This window comes from Lysinibacillus sphaericus, assembly GCF_006864135.1.
Lineage (GTDB): Bacteria > Bacillota > Bacilli > Bacillales_A > Planococcaceae > Lysinibacillus.
The window spans coordinates 220,762-236,529 of the sequence record NZ_SADV01000005.1; the positions used below are offsets into that span (position 1 = coordinate 220,762).

A 15,768-nucleotide genomic window follows, 5' to 3' on the forward strand; every position below is an offset into this window, starting at 1 on the left:
ATTTCTATTATTGTTCAACCGTTTCTTTTATTTCGTCTTGTGTTTCATTAGCTGTAGCTGTTGTTTGCTTTCCTAAGCCTACTGCTATTTGCTCTAGCTCAGGACGCAACGTATGCTTACCTGCATAGCTTTCAATTAATTCCTTCACGTCAATTCCTGAAGTTTCCTTCAACGATTCCTGTAATGTTGACATTAAATTCGTTGCATAGGCAGTTACTTTATTAGCACCGCCTCCGCCTTCCCCACCACCAGTATCAACGACAGTAATCTTATCAATATTGCCAAGTGGACTCGCAAGTTCTTTCGCATATTCAGGCATCATACGGACAATCATATCCAGGACAGCTGCCTGACCGTAGTATTCGAAGGCTTCCGCAATTTTACGTTTCGCCTCGGCTTCTGCTAGACCACGAAGACGAATAATATCCGCATCTGTTTCCCCTTTTGCACGCTCAGCATCCGCTTTTGCAAGACCGTCCAAACGAATTTTCTCCGCTTCGGCTTGTGCCAATGATTCGATACGGTATTTCTCCGCATCTGCCTGCGCAAGCTCACGCATTTTGGCTGCCGCTGCATTTTGCTCGACAGCGTAACGATCAGCATCAGCCTTTTTCTTAACTTCTGAATCGTATTGCTTCTCACGACGTAAAATCTCTTTTTCTTCTAATTCAATTTGCTTTTGACGTTCAATAATGCGAATCTGCATTTCTTGTTCAGTAACCTCTTGCTTTGCACGAGCCGTTTCAAGTTCATAAGCTTGGTCAGCACGTGCCTTAGCGATATCTTGCTCACGACGGAATTCTGCTACCTTTAATTGATTTTCTTTTTCCGCTTCTGCAATTTCTGTCGCACGTTCAAGCTCAGCCTTTTGTGCTTCTTTTGATGCTTCAGCACGCTTAATGCGTGTTTCCTTATCAGCATCTGCGGTAGCTATATCCGCATCACGTTTAACCTGCGCAATACGCGGCTTACCAAGCGATTCTAAGTAACCATTTTTATCACGTACATCTTTTATCGTAAAGGAAACGATTGTCAGACCCATCTTCGCCAAGTCCTGAGACGCAACACGCTGTACTTCCTGAGAAAATTTATCACGGTTTTTATAAATTTCCTCAACCGTCATTGAACCTAAGATCGAACGTAAATGACCTTCTAGCACTTCACGTGCCTCATTTTCACGCTCATCCTTTTGCTTTCCTAAAAACTGCTCCGCCGCCGTAGCGATTTCTGAAATGGAACCACCAATTTTAATGATAGCCGTTCCATCGGCCATAACCGGTACACCTTGTTCCGTATACACTTCAGGTGTTGTCACATCAAGCTTACTAGACAATAAGCTTAATGGATGTGCTTGCTGGAAAATTGGGAATACGAATGTACCGCCACCACGAATAATTTTTATACGGTTTCCCGACTCATCTTTATGTACATTTTTTGAGCCAAGATAGCTACCAGTCACAATCAGTGCTTCATCAGGACCTGCTGTACGATACTTTGTCACATATAGTGCAACTAGTGCAATTAAAACAAAGGCTACAATCCCTATAACAATTAAAATCTCCATTGACATATAAATATCGCTCCTCTATAAAAATTTCTTATCATAAGATCTCACAAAAAGCGTTCCTTCTTTCACTTCTACCACAAGTACCGTCGTATCGTAATCAATAGCCTCATTGTCAAATCCTGTTGCTCGCTTTGAAATCATTCCGCTAGTCGTTTCAATAACTACCTCTCCAAAACCGTCAGTCGGGATTGGAACAATGACCTTTCCTAGCTGACCTCCAAGCGATTCTTCTGTATAAGCTAACGAAACATCGGCTGATCGTAGCGGAACTAGAACAAATAAATAAAATAGTGCACTTAAAATAACTCCGATGATACAAGCAGCAACAATGTTCCAAACGCTAGGGAAGAAGGCTAGTTTTTCTAAAATAAATCCTGCTGCTGACATCAACGTAATGAAAGATAGAATGACACTTGGATTAAAAATCGGTAGCCCCTCTCCAATGCCCTCGGCAGCATCACTAAAAAACGTAAATAAAAGTGTTGCAAGGCCCCCGAATATTAATCCCACTAAAAAGATTTGCTCGAGTGAATAGCCAAATAGCGTCAAGTTGTTCACCCCTTTTCATTGTTTTACCTACTATACGGATGCAGCCTATAAAAGGTTTCGTAATCTTTTACATTTTCTTAATTTTCTAATGATATGTTTTTAAATAGTAAAACTCTTAAAGTAATAATAGCCATGTCATAATAAAAGGTATTATGGCAACTAAGGACATATTGCAGAAGGCTTTTAACGGTTTTAAAGGCTATAAAAATACAGCGAGCGTTGTACAGGAATGTGTGCGTAAGAAAGCTCTTTAGGCATTAGATATTTGTCTTTTCCTATAAACAAACAGGCCAATAATTGAAAGAAGTAAAAGTAAAATACTGGAGGTTAAAAAGAATAATGATAAAGTAGTCCTTTCTCCCCAATGGTTATATGCTTGTAAAAAACCGATAAGAACCATAAAAAAAGATAGTGCTAATTGGTGGTTTGAAACGTTTTTAAACAATAGAATACCTCCTTTATGCATATTTAATTTTACCATATAAATACATGAACAAGTACATTTCGAAGAATCACCAGCAAACACTATAATTTAGGAATCAAACAATGATATGAAACTACTATAAACAACCACCCATTACTGTTCAAAATTATTTGGTGTAGGTAAAACGCACAAAAAACAAAATTATTTTTGCATATTGTATCAATGTATCCATATATGATAGAAAGGGTGTGCATTGTGGAAAGAGAAAATAAATTTAGAAGATTCAAATTTAAATCAAATCCAAGTTGTCGTTGTAATTGTTGTGGTTTTTGTTGCCCTTGTCCTTGTAAGCCACCATTTACACCACCATTTATACCTGAACCACCAACTCCACCTTGTCATTTTTTAGTGTACGTTACAGACGCTGGTCAGCTAGCTACTCCTGATAATATGGTATCAGTAATTGATACAGCTACAAATACTATAGTCGCGACCATTCCAGTAGGAACTGCTCCTCTAGAGGTAGCGATTACACCAAATGGAGAATTCGGTTATGTTCCAGCCCTTTTCTCAAATAATGTAACGGTTTTTAATACGGCAACAAATGCAGTGGTTGCTACCATCCCAGTAGGACCTGAGCCTCTTGGTGTAGCTATTTCACCAGATGGAACACTTGTTTATGTATCAAATCATGGACTTGGAGCTAACTCTGTATCTGTCATAAGTACAGCAACAAATACCGTAATCGCTACTATTCCAGTAGGGCTCCAACCTCAAGGCATAGCTTTTACTCCTAATGGCGCGTTTGCTTATGTTGCAAACGAAAACTCAAATTCAGTATCAGTTATTAATACAGCTACAAATTCAGTGGTTGCTACAATTCCTGTGGGTCTTCGCCCTAGATCTATCGTTTTCACACCAAGCGGACAATTTGCTTACGTTACAAATGAATCTAGTAACACAGTATCTGTAATTGAAGTAGCAACAAATACAGTATTTACTACAATTTCTGTGGGTACAGGACCTGTTGGAACAGCGATTACACCTGATGGAATATTTGTTTACATTGTTAATAAAGGTAGTAATACTGTATCTGTCATAAGTACATTAACCAATTTGGTGATTGCTACGATCCCTGTAGGATTATCTCCTGATCAAGTAACCATCTTGCCGGATGGAACACTTGCTTATGTCACAAATCAACTTGACAATACTGTGTCTGTTATAGATATAGAAACAAATACAGTAATCGATACAATTCCAGGATTTAACGGTCCTACGGGAATAAAAACCGGAACAATCTGTCTGACTTCAGAATTCTGAGTCCTAGGGGCTCAAGGTAAAACAGGCACCTTCCCTTATTCAAAAAAAAGACATACTTCAATTGCCATCTAGGCAATTGAAGTATGTCTTTCGATTTTGTTATGAAGTCTACCTTGAATGTTTGACATAGAACTTGAGACTAAGCGATATGCCTTCAAATGCGTTGTTAGTTCTTTTGATTCAACCGACACATTTAACTGAGCTATTGAAAATGAGGCTAGCTCAATAGCTAACCACAGCTCAAACCGCATTATATAGGCATTAACATAGCCTTTAAGATTCTAGTACATTTAAAATAGCATCGAGATCATTGACAGCAACATCTAGGCGTTCCTTTGCCTCGATATTTTGCTGTTTTAATTGACTAAACTCTAGTAAATTTTTCTCATGCTTTAACTTGATAGAAGACAAGCGTTCAATGCGCGATTCTACCTTTTCTATTGCTTGCTCACAAACTGCTGTCCATATCTTTTCTGACTGCTGCATTTCAGTCGTTGACGGGTTGTGGTAACGCATAATTCGTGCATATACTGCTTCAATTTGTTCAATTAGTTCTGAATAAAAATGTCGCTCAACACGAGTTGTTTGGAATGTTGGGTGCTCTACCTCTTTTGCATATGGGGTAATTTGACGAAGCAGCTTTCCAGCATTTTCTCCGAAACCATGCGATAAATTCAATACATTCATTAACTGTAAAAGCAAACGAATTTCTTCTAGATTAATAAGCTGTGAATCAATGCTTTCCTTTAGCTTTAAGGATTCCATATAGCGTCGATCAAAGTGCTCAATTTCACCATTGCGTTGTTCTACTAAATGATCACCTGCATTGTCTTTTAAGCTTTTAATATAGCGAATTGCATGGCTTTTTAGCTCTTCCATCGATAGCAAGTTGTCATTGTCTTGTTGTGGCTTTCCTCGTTGAACATACGCAAATGCATCCATTTTTTTGGGCCATTGTGCTGTTGGGGTTTCTTCTAAGACATTATAGCGTATATAAATTCCGTGCATTCCATATCCTCCAAGTCCATTAAACAAGTATCTCTAAAGAGAGTAAATCGAATTCGCCATTTTTTCAAGTAAAAAACTTTTAAAGATTGAAAATCCTTCTTTCGAAACATTAATTCAAAAATTCCTAAGTAGTCGTTATGTTCAGGATTACTAAAGTTTTCAAAATGAGGAATTTTACCATTTAACCTCTAATAAGCTTTGACTTACACGATTTGAACATATTCTACGACTAAAATAAGCGAAATTAAACCCCTAAAAGCACTACTCCTATGGAAAATTCTGTCCCACAGGAGTAAGGCAATATTTTTTATCTTTCATCCAATTAAGACTGTTGTCGTATTTGCTTAATGCTATTTACTTCAGTAAAGGCATGAATTGATTTTATTGTGCCTACTGATTTGAAATTCGCCCTGTCATAGACTTTTGCAACCTGTTCATTGATAGATAATATCCAGAGATATTCTAACCCTTGCTTTATCGACTCTTGCTGAATATGCTGCAGAATATATCCAATTAACTCCCGACCTCGATAGCTTTCAAGTGTTGCTACACCCTTGACCCTCCCTTGATTTCCTGAGACAAAATATTGGCAGTACAGCAAGCTTTGCCATCCAATCTTAATAAATAATACGTAAAATGCAGGGAATGATATGTCTCCTCAAAAGCTATTTTGATTTCAAATGTAGAAATGCTCATTTCTACAGCAAATGCTTCTTGGCACCTGTTACACGTTCAATTTGTATGACTGGATTATGAGATAATCGCGAGTATTCACATTCCAACATTGCACATCATCGGTAAAACTTTTAAATTGAAAGCCGTGATTCTCTAATGCTTCTATATATGACTAATTTTCCTCCAGATTGTATAAATTCAATCTTCGAATGAGAGATTTTGACTGATAGAAATCCTTGATTTTCTTTAAAAACATATCTGGCTCGAAAGCCGATTCTGGGATGCAATTATGCCGTGGCATAATTGCTAAAAATCTGTATGATGTGCTCAATTTTATGCATGCTCTGGTCCTCCCTCAATCCATTTTTCAAATAAATCCTCTAGCTGCTGTTCAAGCTTTTGACGTTGCTCCTTCGCAAGTTTCGGCTCCTTTAATCTTATTTCGAGCTTTTCAATTTGTTCTTCAATTGCTATCTCTTTTTTAACAGCAAAGGATTTTTCAGACACTTCTTTTTTAACTGGTTCTTTTACTATTGCTAAGCGTTTTTGTCTTGCCCATTCATAATCCCCTTCAAATACTTGAATGTTTTCATGCTCAATCCATGCAACTTTTGTAAAAATCTTTTGTAAAAAATAACGGTCATGCGAGACGCCTACAATGGTTCCTTCAAAGGACTCCAGTGTATCCTCCAATACCTCTCTCGCTTCAATGTCTAAATGGTTAGTTGGTTCATCCAGCATCAATAAATTAATATCCTCATGCATTAACTGTGCTAGACGTAAGCGCATCTTTTCACCGCCACTTAAATCCTTCACTTTTTTAAAAACGTCATAGCCATAAAATAAAAACTGAGCAAGAATATGACGTGCCTCTGCCTCTGACACAGAGACACTCTCACGAAAGGCATCTATTAAGCGAATGGCCGAATTTTTATGCTCAAATTGCTGTGATAGGTAGCCAATTTTAACACTGTTGCCGACATGACAAGTACCTTTATTAGGTTCAACCTCACCTAACATCATTTTTAATAACGTTGATTTCCCACTGCCATTTCCACCAACAATCGCCAAACGTTCTCCGAAGTAAACCGCTAAATTACTTTCCTTAAATAACGGTTTCTCAAATGCATGGCTAATACCCTTCATTTGTACAACCTCTTTTCCACTACGCTCAGCCATCGTTAACGCTAAATTCATTTTCTGTTTCGTTGGGGGCTTCTTCACACGCTCTATACGGGCTAGTGCTTTCTCCATACTTTTAGCACGACGATGCAAGCCAGCATTTGGCGGGTTTGCTTCATTTGCCCATTGCTTTAAGCGCTTTATTGTTTCCTGCATTTTTTTTATTTTCTTTTGCTGTTCTTCGTAATGAGCAAATTGCTGTTCAAGCTTCGTTTCCTTTTGTTCGACAAATGCATCGTAATTACCAATGTACGTAAATGCCTCTCCGTCTTCAATTTCAATTATTTTTTGAGCCATTTGATTCATAAAGTGGCGATCATGTGATACTGCAATAACAATTCCTGCAAAAATTCGGACATAATTTTCTAACCATTCGATTGCCTGCATGTCTAAATGATTGGTCGGTTCATCTAATAGTAAAATAGAAGGATTACTTAAAAGGATTTGCCCTAGCATTACCTTCGTTTTCTCCCCACCACTTAAGCTACTAAACGGTTGCTCAAGCAATGGTGTTATACCTAAACCATTTGCAATCATCGCTAATTGCGCATCAATTTCATAGCCACCCTGCAGCATAAACTGTTCCTGCACATGACCGTATTGCTGGAGTACCTTATCTGTTACAGCTAACTGCATTTCCTGCTCAAGCTTTGTCATTTTAGCCTTTAATGCATAAATTTCTGCAAATGCTTCCTCCAGCACTTCCTTCACTGAGAACGTAGGATATTGTGGAATTTGATGTAAATAACCAATCGTCGCTTCCTTGCTTTTTATAATTCGTCCCTTATCTGGCATATCTAAACCGGCAAGTAACTGTAATAGAGTCGTTTTCCCACTGCCATTCACACCAACAATGGCGACATGCTCCCCTGTATTTACTTCTAATTGAAGTCCTTCAAATAAAACATTTCCACCAATAATTTTTTGTATTTGTTCAGCCTTAATTTGCATCGTTTTTTCCTCCAATGAAACGTGCGAAAAACATCTAAATACACAAAAAAGACTGCTCGATTAACAAGCAGTCTTTTCCTCATTAGTTTGTGAAAAAGAATGGTTAATTCGCTACGTTTGTTATTTGATTTTGCTTAAAAATGGACAGACCTATCCCGTTGTTCGCAAAATCGAAAGTAATAACACGTGCAAAATACATAGCTGTATCCACTTTTACACATGTTTTCGTAGCGTTTTTATTCATTCCTTTTCACCTCCGTTCAATATAATTAAATTTATATTACCATAATTCAGGTTATTTTGAAAAGACTAAATTACATTCTTTCACATTTTTTCTACAAGTCACCTTACCTTAGAGTTGATTTCCGTTCCGAGCTATGTCCCTTTCTGGGGGCGTCAATGTTTTTCAAAATTCATTACCCATTCCCCAATCCAAGATGTTAATTAAAAAAGTGCGAACTCCTGTACAAATACCTTTGTACTAGAGCTCGCACTTTTACGTTACTAATCAATTTTTATGGTTGTAATTTAAACATGAATTTTTTTCTGTACCATAAACTTATCGATAAACTTATAAAAATGAATGCACCGACAGCTGTAATCCAAAAGAATACGTTTCCTCCAACAGTTGATGAATTAAAAAATATACCGCTAATAACAATAAATAAACAACTTATAATCCCTGATAAAATAATGGCTAACTGATGATTTAGTTGAAAAATGAAAAATATAACTACAGTACAAATGTAAAGAACACTTACTATCATAATAGCCGGGAAAAATGGTTGAAATTTAGCTGCATAGACAAAGTAATCGAGCTGGCTAATATCCTGGCCATTGTTTATCTCAATATTAAATATCTGAGAAACTGGGGTTGAATACTTCCATTCGAGCGGATTATCTATAATACCACTTCCCTCATACCAAGAAATAGCTGTTGACATCAATAAAGTCAAGAAACCAAGAATTAGTTGTATCACATATTTAAACAATGTACTTCTCCCTTCACCCTTTGAAGTTAAAGACGTTACAATAGGTTCTCGGTTTCATAAATACTGGATTATATGGATTAAATAAGGGCCTTGAGATTTTCCTCCATTTGATTTTCCTAAACCTTTAGCAATCTTTACTGGGATAAACGTGTGTCACTTTTCCGATGGAATGCCACTGCCCAGGCTATTTGTTTTTTTCCCTGCTTACTTTTTATCCATCGTAGGCCGCAAAACCTGCGTTGATAACGGCCATACCCTTTTTTCCATCTGAGTCTATTTTCGTTATTAGATTATCATCCCCATATGTGTTGTAACTGGGTCATCTTCGTTCCCTGGATTGGGGTCACGATAGATGAAACGTGCTGTTGCTGGATCGTAGTAACGAGCTTGTAAATAGTATAGCTTTGTTTCGGTATCGTAGACATAGCCTGCGTAGCAAATAGGTTGCTCTTTGATACGACTGTCAACTTGTTCAGCTGTTAGTAAGTTCTCCCATGGGTCATAATCGTATATCGCAACGCTTGCATCATTTGGTCAACTTAGAACCTATCATATTACCAACTTTGTTTTTCACAACAGGCCTCTAGGTCTTCACTTTTTTCACAAACATTTTAACAAACGGTACGAGGAAAACGGACACGACCAGTACGCGAAATAGCTGAAAAGCGGTGACGATTGTGACCTTTGCATGTACAGAAGCTGCGATTATCCCCATTTGATCAAGCCCGCCTGGTACGATGCTTAAAAAGCCTGTACGAAAATCAAGGCTGTATAAACTCTGCATGACAAATGTTAAGCCATAAGCTGCGCCAACAAAGATACATGCCGATATAAAAGCGTAAAATACATGCTTCCTCGATAAATGTAGATCGTCTTTTTTCAATAAAAGTCCAATGTAAATGCCAAGCATCAGCTGCGCGATATGAAGTAGTGACAACGGCAATTTCGGTACATCAATCCCTGCTATATTGATGCCCATCAATAGAAACACGGGACCAAGCATATAGCCTGTCGGAATTTTTGCCTTTTGTGCTAGCCAGCCCGCTACGCCACACACAGCAACTAAAGCTATTAGGCTCCATGTATATGATCCGTTGACAACTATGCTAGTTCCCCCAGAGTCTGACACCATTAATGGCACAAAGCCGACAATTAAAAGAACCCGTAATATTTGGAAGAACGTAATGACGACCATATCCATATCCCCTTGCTCCTCGGCAAAGGCAACAACTTGTGACATGCCACCAGGTACACAGCATGTTAACGCGGTCGCAAAATCTAAATCCGCACGTTTTGCAACTAAATAACTAACACCAAAAAACAATACAATAAATAATACATTTAAAACAATCATGCTTCCTAAAAATTGTTTAATATCCTGCACCGCTTCTGGTGTAAACGCAAAACCTATGGAATATCCCGCAACGATTAAACCAAAATTCCGGAAATATTTATGCCATTTCAATTGTACTTTCGTCGATAACTGAACAATTAGCACCGCCGCAATAGCTCCAAGTAACCATGGCATTGGAATATGTAATACATTAAATAAAAACGCACCTGTTAAACCAATACATAATGTAATAAACATGTGCTTGTCAAAAATAAACATAGAAGCAACCCCTCATGACTGTATCATTCTATTATGCCGTGAACCTGCCTATTTTTCTACTTCATCACTTTTTTACAATGTTTTATATCGTTAAAATTGAACCTGTTATTTATAAAACCTCTTATCCAAGACTAAGCCCAAATTTTCTATGCTACATATTTATTCCCTGATTCAGTGATTCTCCGTTGTGGAGATATGTAAAGGAGGCCTTCAATGAAAATTTACTTAACGATTAACAGTGAATTAGAAGAAACTGAGGTTCATATACATGCAAAGGAATACAACAAGCAAATTGAACGTCTGATGAAGCAACTACAAACTTCACAAACGACAATGCTAGATGGCTATTTTCAACAAGAAATTCATATGTTAAAAATTTCAGATATTTACTCCATTTATGCAGAGGGTGCAAAAGTATTTTTGCAGACGGAGGAACAGGAATTCGAAACGAAGCGTAAATTATATGAGCTGGAAGCACAATTTGCGAAAGACTTTGTCCGAGTCAGTAAATCGACACTCGTCAACATTAACAAAATTACCTCTATTCAAATGGGTACAATCGGTACAACAGAACTAATTTTAGAAAATGATGTGTCCGTCCATGTTAGCCGCAAATATTTAAAAGAACTAAAACAACACTTAGGTATTGGAAGGGACTCATAATATGAAAAAATTTATACGTATGATGACAAGTGGTCTACTCAGCTCTTCCTACGCCTTAGTACATTCAGTTTCCTATCTAATATTCCCCAATCAGCTATACAACTTTACTAGTACGCAATGCCTTTATGGAGAGTTCAATCTCCAAGGTTTTCGAAGGTGCGCCCGCTTCACAGCTAGAAGAATACAAAAAAGTATATGGTATTGTCTATGACCTTGACGGAAATATACTAAGTACCTCAACAAGCATGATCATTATTATCGTCACAATTATTGTGCTAGCTATCTTATCTATCATTAGAAGAATAAATAAACACTTTCGCACATCGTTTATAAAACGATGTGTTTTTCATTGATTTTATTTAAACATTTTGTTATTTTAATAATATATAAGCAAACAAATTTAACAATCGTTTGTTTTATAGGAGGATTTCCAATGGATGTAAATGAATTATTTTGGCAAGCTTCGATTCATGACATAAAAAATGGCTACAACGATGAAGCAACACACCTCACTTGTTTACTTTGCGGGGAAAAGATTGAAAAGGGTATTATTTATCCACATGAAGGCGTTCTCTACGAGGCAGAAAAATTTATGCAACATCATATTACTGCTGCACATCAATCCGTATTTCATTATTTAAATGGCCTTAATAAAAAAAGGACAGGACTAACTGATCATCAAAGTCATATTTTACGCTTATTTTATGAAGGAAAAACCGATCAAGACATTAAAGAAGAATTGGAGATTGGTAGTGCAACCACAATACGTCATCATCGCTTTACCCTTAAAGAAAAGGAACGTCAAGCGAAAACCTTTCTTGCAATGATGGAACTATTAAAAGAGCAGAATGAAAAGGAAGACAGCTTTGTCCCTATTCACAAAACGGCTACGATGGTCGACGATCGCTATAATATTACGATTTCTGAAGAACAACAATTACTTGAAAAGTACTTTCCAAACGGTATTGGCAAAGAGCTTGTCCGCTTCCCAAAACGTGAAAAACATAAAATTGTCATACTCCGTGCAATCACAAAGCTATTCGATGCAACAAAACAGTATTCAGAAAAAGAATTAAACGAAATAATTCAACCATTATATGAGGACTATGTACAAATACGTCGCTATTTAATCGAATACGGCTTCATGGATCGACATGAGGATGGCAGTGCTTACTGGATAAAAAAATAAGAAGGCAGGGTTTCCAATGGACCATAAAAAAGAATTAAAGGAAATGTATAAAGAAATAAAAATCGAAGCTGGTGTTTTCACAATGACCAATCAACAAAATGGTAAAGTGTTTGTTGGCAGCTTCAATAATTTAAAACGCTTAAACGGCTTTCAATTTATGTTAAAAACGAAGACACATACTAATAAAGAACTACAAGCGGATTTCAACACATTCGGCCATGATGCTTTTGATATTGAAGTTGTGGAATATTTGAAGAAAAAAGAAGAAGGCTATTTCGATCCAAAAAAAGAGCTAGAAAAACTGGAACAAAAATGGCTCGACAAACTTCAGCCATTTGGTGAACGTGGATATAATTAAATAACAAAAAAGAATCTGTTTTCTACGAGACTAAGCTTGAGAAACTTGCAGATTCTTTTTTTGTTTCATATATTGTGTTGTATCGCACGGGGATTCACTCCTTCCGGGGAATTCCTTTTCACTGGTAGAGTAAATATCAGTTGGATCTGATCAGTTCTTCGGCCGACCCGAGCACTTTTCTCTTGCATCCGATCAGTTTAACCGGAGTGGTTTTCTTGGCATCTGAGTATTTCTTCGTCGGCCTGCCCCCACTTCTTTGCGTGCGGGAATCCTACTTGCTCTCTCACTTCATTTCTGAATTTCCTGCTGAGCTTTTTTTGTTAGCTTTCCGAAAACTAGCTCATACGAATGTTTGATTAAATTTTCAACTAAATCAATAGGTACGTCATCTACATCCATATAGATTGAATTCCAATGTGTTTTATTCATATAATAACCTGGAATAATACCTTCATAGGCTTCTCTTAACTCTTCAGCTCGATTAGGTTCACATTTTAAAGTAAGTACAGGTCTTCCGGTACTATCTCCACCCATCATGCCATACATTTTATCCCCAACATGATAACGATCCGCCTGCCATTCTTCTTTGTAATCATGCGTTGTTCCACGAAGTTTTAGGCAATATTTATGAATTGTTTCTTTGTTCATTATTCAACCCCATTTCGTTTTAAAAATAAAGAAACACACGTTCGATTATTTTCATTATAATCAATAACGTGTGTAGAGGAAATAATTATTTTAAATTAATTTCAGTTTCTAATAATTTTTGTTCGAGCAGATCTTCGGTCACACGATTTAATTTTTAAAGTGTTAGGACACTTTTTACTTTATGCCTCTATCAAACACACCGATGACCTCAGTAGTTTGTAATATATTGACAAAAGCTTTAGCATCTGCATTCTTGATCATACTTTTAACATCAGCAAGCTGATAGCGTGTAATGACGGTAATTAAAACTTTGCGCCCTTCGCCTGAATAAGCACCTTTCGCATCCATAATCGTTACACCTCTATGAAGCTTTTCCAGTAGCTGCTGTTTTACTTCCTCGCCCTTACTCGTAATAATCATCAGTGTCAATTTAATATGGCTCGTATGAATGGTGTCGACAACCTTCCCTGTAGCATAAATTGATACGAGTGTCAGTAATGCCGCATCCCAGCTAAAGACGAACCCGGAGATAGCTACAACGATACCATTCATCGCAGAGATTAATGTACCAAGTGGAAAATCTCGTTTACGACTTAGTAGCATCGCTATAATATCAAAACCACCAGAAGAACCTGCCGCACGAAAAATCAAGCCCAACCCTATGCCCACAATAACACCACCAAATAATGACGCAAGAATTGGATCTTGTGTAGCTTTATAAACCGGAATAATATACAAGCTTACCGACAAGACAACTACAGAAAGAATGGTATAGCCAATAAACCGTTTCCCTAGCTTCAAGACACCTATAATTAGCAAAGGTAAATTCAATAGTAAATTTAAAACCCCTGTATTCAAGGGTGTAATAATACCAAGCATAATAGCAATCCCACTTAATCCCCCACTTAAAATCTCATGTGGGATTAACAGAAGATTGTAGGCAAGGGCGACTAATATCGATGAAAGTGTAATAATGACAATATTCCGCATAATAAATCCCCTATCATAACGAACGAGTTTTGTACTTCTTTCCCTTAGAATACCCAATTTATTCGTTTAAAAAACCTTGAGTAGGGCACTATTGCAGTAAAAACAACGACATTTATTTCTTTATTTCTTCTAATGTTCTTTTTTCTGCTCCTCTTTTAACGGCTCTTCTTTATTCTCTTCAGCCTTCTCCGCTACCTTATAAATACGTTCAAGCATAGGCGGATGTGTATAACGGAACCACTTTACGAGCAACTGTGGATTTACCTCACTCAAACCAGATATTGTTAGCTTCTGAAATGCAGTAATTGCGGACTCTCGATCGCCCGTTAGTGAAATCGCATATTGATCAGCTCTATTTTCCTGATACCGCGAAATATAATTCGACAGAGGGCTCGAAGCAAATAATAAAACAGATGTTAGGAGTAAGAACAATGGATAAGAGCTTATATCACCGACTTTTTTAATTTTTAATACCTGTCCGTAACGTCCAATGAACCATCTCAAACATTTTGCTGTCAGCCATAAGCCTAGCAATGACAACAGAAGATACCCAGCAATCCCAAAATAAATATGCTTCTCAACATAGTGTCCCATTTCATGTGCCATGATAAATAATATTTCATTATCTGTTAAACGATTTAAGGTTGTATCCCATAGCACAATTCTTGAATTACTGCCAATACCCGTTACATAGGCATTTAAAGCATTTGTTTTTTCTGCCATATTGACTTCATATACGTGCTCTGCTGGTATATTTGCCTGTTCAGCTATAGACAAAATTTTCTCTTCTAGCTCCTTATTTTTTAACGGATAAAAATCATTATATAAAGGATCGATGACTACAGGTTGAATGAACATCACAAATATTGTAAATGGAATCGTTAGAAACCATGCATATAGCCACCATCTTTTGGCACTTTTTTTGATGAGCCAGTAAAGGACAGATACGATAATTAGACTCATGCCAAAGTTAACCCAAAAATCAATAATGCCGTCTCGCATCCATGAAGAAAAACCTTGTGTACTAATTCCGTAAGTTTTGCTTAAATTGTAACGATAATAATCGAGTGGGAATAGTACAACGTATAGTAAAAATGATAATAAGAATAAGTAGCTTGCATTTTGTAACAGCTTCCATTTTGTTTGTGACGTCGCCACCTTTTCAAAGTAACGTGATACGCCCATAGTTAAAATCATGAAATAAATTAACCATTCCAAAGGTGTAGCAACAAAGAATAGGAAGTTCCGTATTTTAGAATATTCACCGCTTAAGTATAGTTCTTTTTCGGACATAAACATCACTGGATCTGCAGCTGTCCCTTGCATCGCACGGGGTATTGTACCACCACCGCTGTGGAATATATACCAATACATACACAGCACATAAACACCGAATAAAAGTAGCGCGACAATTCCCATTTTTTTCGCTATGTCATTTCCTCCCTTGCTCAACACTAAGTTCGTCCTATAGTAAGTGTAAGCTAAAATGAAAAAGTTAGAACAATTTTTTCTTTGTTTTTATTTACCTTCTGTCCTTCTTTACACCAAAAGAACAAATGCACTAAAGCGCTGGAGAGCCCGAGGGATCGAACCTCGAGGATGTAGCGCTTTAGCTTAGACGAAAACTATACCCTTGT

17 protein-coding genes are annotated in these 15,768 nt (G+C 37.2%); 4 read left to right on the forward strand and 13 right to left on the reverse strand.

The genetic code is table 11. The annotated features are described in order from the left end of the window. Nucleotides 1-7: 7 nt before the first annotated feature. From C7Y47_RS08640 to C7Y47_RS08650, 3 genes are all read right to left on the reverse strand, one after another. Nucleotides 8-1,570, reverse strand: coding sequence for a flotillin family protein (locus C7Y47_RS08640; RefSeq protein ID WP_142508400.1), 1,563 nt, complete (start codon nt 1,568-1,570; stop codon nt 8-10). Nucleotides 1,571-1,585: 15 nt separating this feature from the next. Further along, entirely contained in the window at nt 1,586-2,116 is a 531-nt protein-coding gene (locus tag C7Y47_RS08645; RefSeq protein WP_142508401.1) for an NfeD family protein, read from the reverse strand. Between the two features lie 250 nt (nt 2,117-2,366). Next, entirely contained in the window at nt 2,367-2,561 is a 195-nt protein-coding gene (locus tag C7Y47_RS08650; protein WP_142508402.1) for a hypothetical protein, read from the reverse strand. Nucleotides 2,562-2,795: 234 nt separating this feature from the next. Here C7Y47_RS08650 and C7Y47_RS08655 point away from each other — a divergent pair, with 234 nt between their 5' ends. Beyond that, nucleotides 2,796-3,863: a beta-propeller fold lactonase family protein gene (locus C7Y47_RS08655; protein ID WP_221887667.1), complete on the forward strand. Its 1,068-nt coding sequence runs from the start codon at nt 2,796-2,798 to the stop codon at nt 3,861-3,863. A 273-nt stretch (nt 3,864-4,136) separates the two neighbouring features. Here the strand turns inward: C7Y47_RS08655 and C7Y47_RS08660 are convergent, their stop codons facing one another. The 7 genes from C7Y47_RS08660 to C7Y47_RS08685 all read right to left on the reverse strand — a co-directional run bounded on the left by C7Y47_RS08660 (nt 4,137) and on the right by C7Y47_RS08685 (nt 10,283). Next, nucleotides 4,137-4,871, reverse strand: a complete 735-nt coding sequence (locus C7Y47_RS08660; protein ID WP_142508403.1) for a hypothetical protein — start codon at nt 4,869-4,871, stop codon at nt 4,137-4,139. 322 nt (nt 4,872-5,193) lie between these two features. Further along, a complete protein-coding gene (locus tag C7Y47_RS08665; RefSeq protein WP_142508404.1) occupies nt 5,194-5,472 on the reverse strand; it encodes a GNAT family N-acetyltransferase in 279 nt (92 codons plus the stop codon). Nucleotides 5,473-5,879: 407 nt separating this feature from the next. Continuing rightward, nucleotides 5,880-7,679: a ribosomal protection-like ABC-F family protein gene (abc-f, locus tag C7Y47_RS08670; protein WP_142508405.1), complete on the reverse strand. Its 1,800-nt coding sequence runs from the start codon at nt 7,677-7,679 to the stop codon at nt 5,880-5,882. Between the two features lie 103 nt (nt 7,680-7,782). Further along, complete coding sequence (locus C7Y47_RS24890; protein ID WP_004232534.1) at nt 7,783-7,923, reverse strand: RAxF-45 family protein; 141 nt, start codon at nt 7,921-7,923, stop codon at nt 7,783-7,785. Nucleotides 7,924-8,194: 271 nt separating this feature from the next. Further along, nucleotides 8,195-8,671 carry a YjdJ family protein gene (locus C7Y47_RS08675; protein ID WP_142508406.1) on the reverse strand — a complete coding sequence of 159 codons (477 nt, stop codon included), beginning with the start codon at nt 8,669-8,671 and terminating at the stop codon, nt 8,195-8,197. A 285-nt stretch (nt 8,672-8,956) separates the two neighbouring features. Then, complete coding sequence (locus C7Y47_RS25570; protein WP_142508483.1) at nt 8,957-9,184, reverse strand: RHS repeat-associated core domain-containing protein; 228 nt, start codon at nt 9,182-9,184, stop codon at nt 8,957-8,959. Between the two features lie 70 nt (nt 9,185-9,254). Further along, nucleotides 9,255-10,283: an AbrB family transcriptional regulator gene (locus C7Y47_RS08685; protein WP_142508407.1), complete on the reverse strand. Its 1,029-nt coding sequence runs from the start codon at nt 10,281-10,283 to the stop codon at nt 9,255-9,257. Between the two features lie 213 nt (nt 10,284-10,496). On the opposite strand from C7Y47_RS08685, the gene C7Y47_RS08690 reads away from it, so the two are divergent. From C7Y47_RS08690 to C7Y47_RS08700, 3 genes are all read left to right on the forward strand, one after another. Beyond that, nucleotides 10,497-10,946, forward strand: a complete 450-nt coding sequence (locus tag C7Y47_RS08690) for a LytTR family DNA-binding domain-containing protein (RefSeq protein ID WP_142508408.1) — start codon at nt 10,497-10,499, stop codon at nt 10,944-10,946. Nucleotides 10,947-11,379: 433 nt separating this feature from the next. Continuing rightward, the gene (locus tag C7Y47_RS08695; RefSeq protein WP_142508409.1) at nt 11,380-12,135 is read left to right on the forward strand and encodes a DUF2087 domain-containing protein; all 756 of its coding nucleotides are present in this window, start codon (nt 11,380-11,382) and stop codon (nt 12,133-12,135) included. Between the two features lie 16 nt (nt 12,136-12,151). Continuing rightward, nucleotides 12,152-12,493 (forward strand): GIY-YIG nuclease family protein, encoded by a 342-nt coding sequence (locus C7Y47_RS08700; RefSeq protein WP_142508410.1) that lies wholly within the window; start codon nt 12,152-12,154, stop codon nt 12,491-12,493. Between the two features lie 288 nt (nt 12,494-12,781). Here C7Y47_RS08700 and C7Y47_RS08705 read toward each other — a convergent pair whose 3' ends face one another. The 3 genes from C7Y47_RS08705 to C7Y47_RS08715 form a co-directional block, all read right to left on the reverse strand. Further along, entirely contained in the window at nt 12,782-13,141 is a 360-nt protein-coding gene (locus tag C7Y47_RS08705) for an MmcQ/YjbR family DNA-binding protein (protein ID WP_142508411.1), read from the reverse strand. A gap of 174 nt (nt 13,142-13,315) precedes the next feature. Continuing rightward, on the reverse strand, nt 13,316-14,131 hold the full coding sequence (locus C7Y47_RS08710) for a YitT family protein (RefSeq protein WP_142508412.1): 816 nt from the start codon (nt 14,129-14,131) through the stop codon (nt 13,316-13,318). A 129-nt stretch (nt 14,132-14,260) separates the two neighbouring features. Beyond that, nucleotides 14,261-15,562 carry a M48 family metallopeptidase gene (locus tag C7Y47_RS08715; protein ID WP_142508484.1) on the reverse strand — a complete coding sequence of 434 codons (1,302 nt, stop codon included), beginning with the start codon at nt 15,560-15,562 and terminating at the stop codon, nt 14,261-14,263. Between the last annotated feature and the right edge of the window lie 206 nt (nt 15,563-15,768).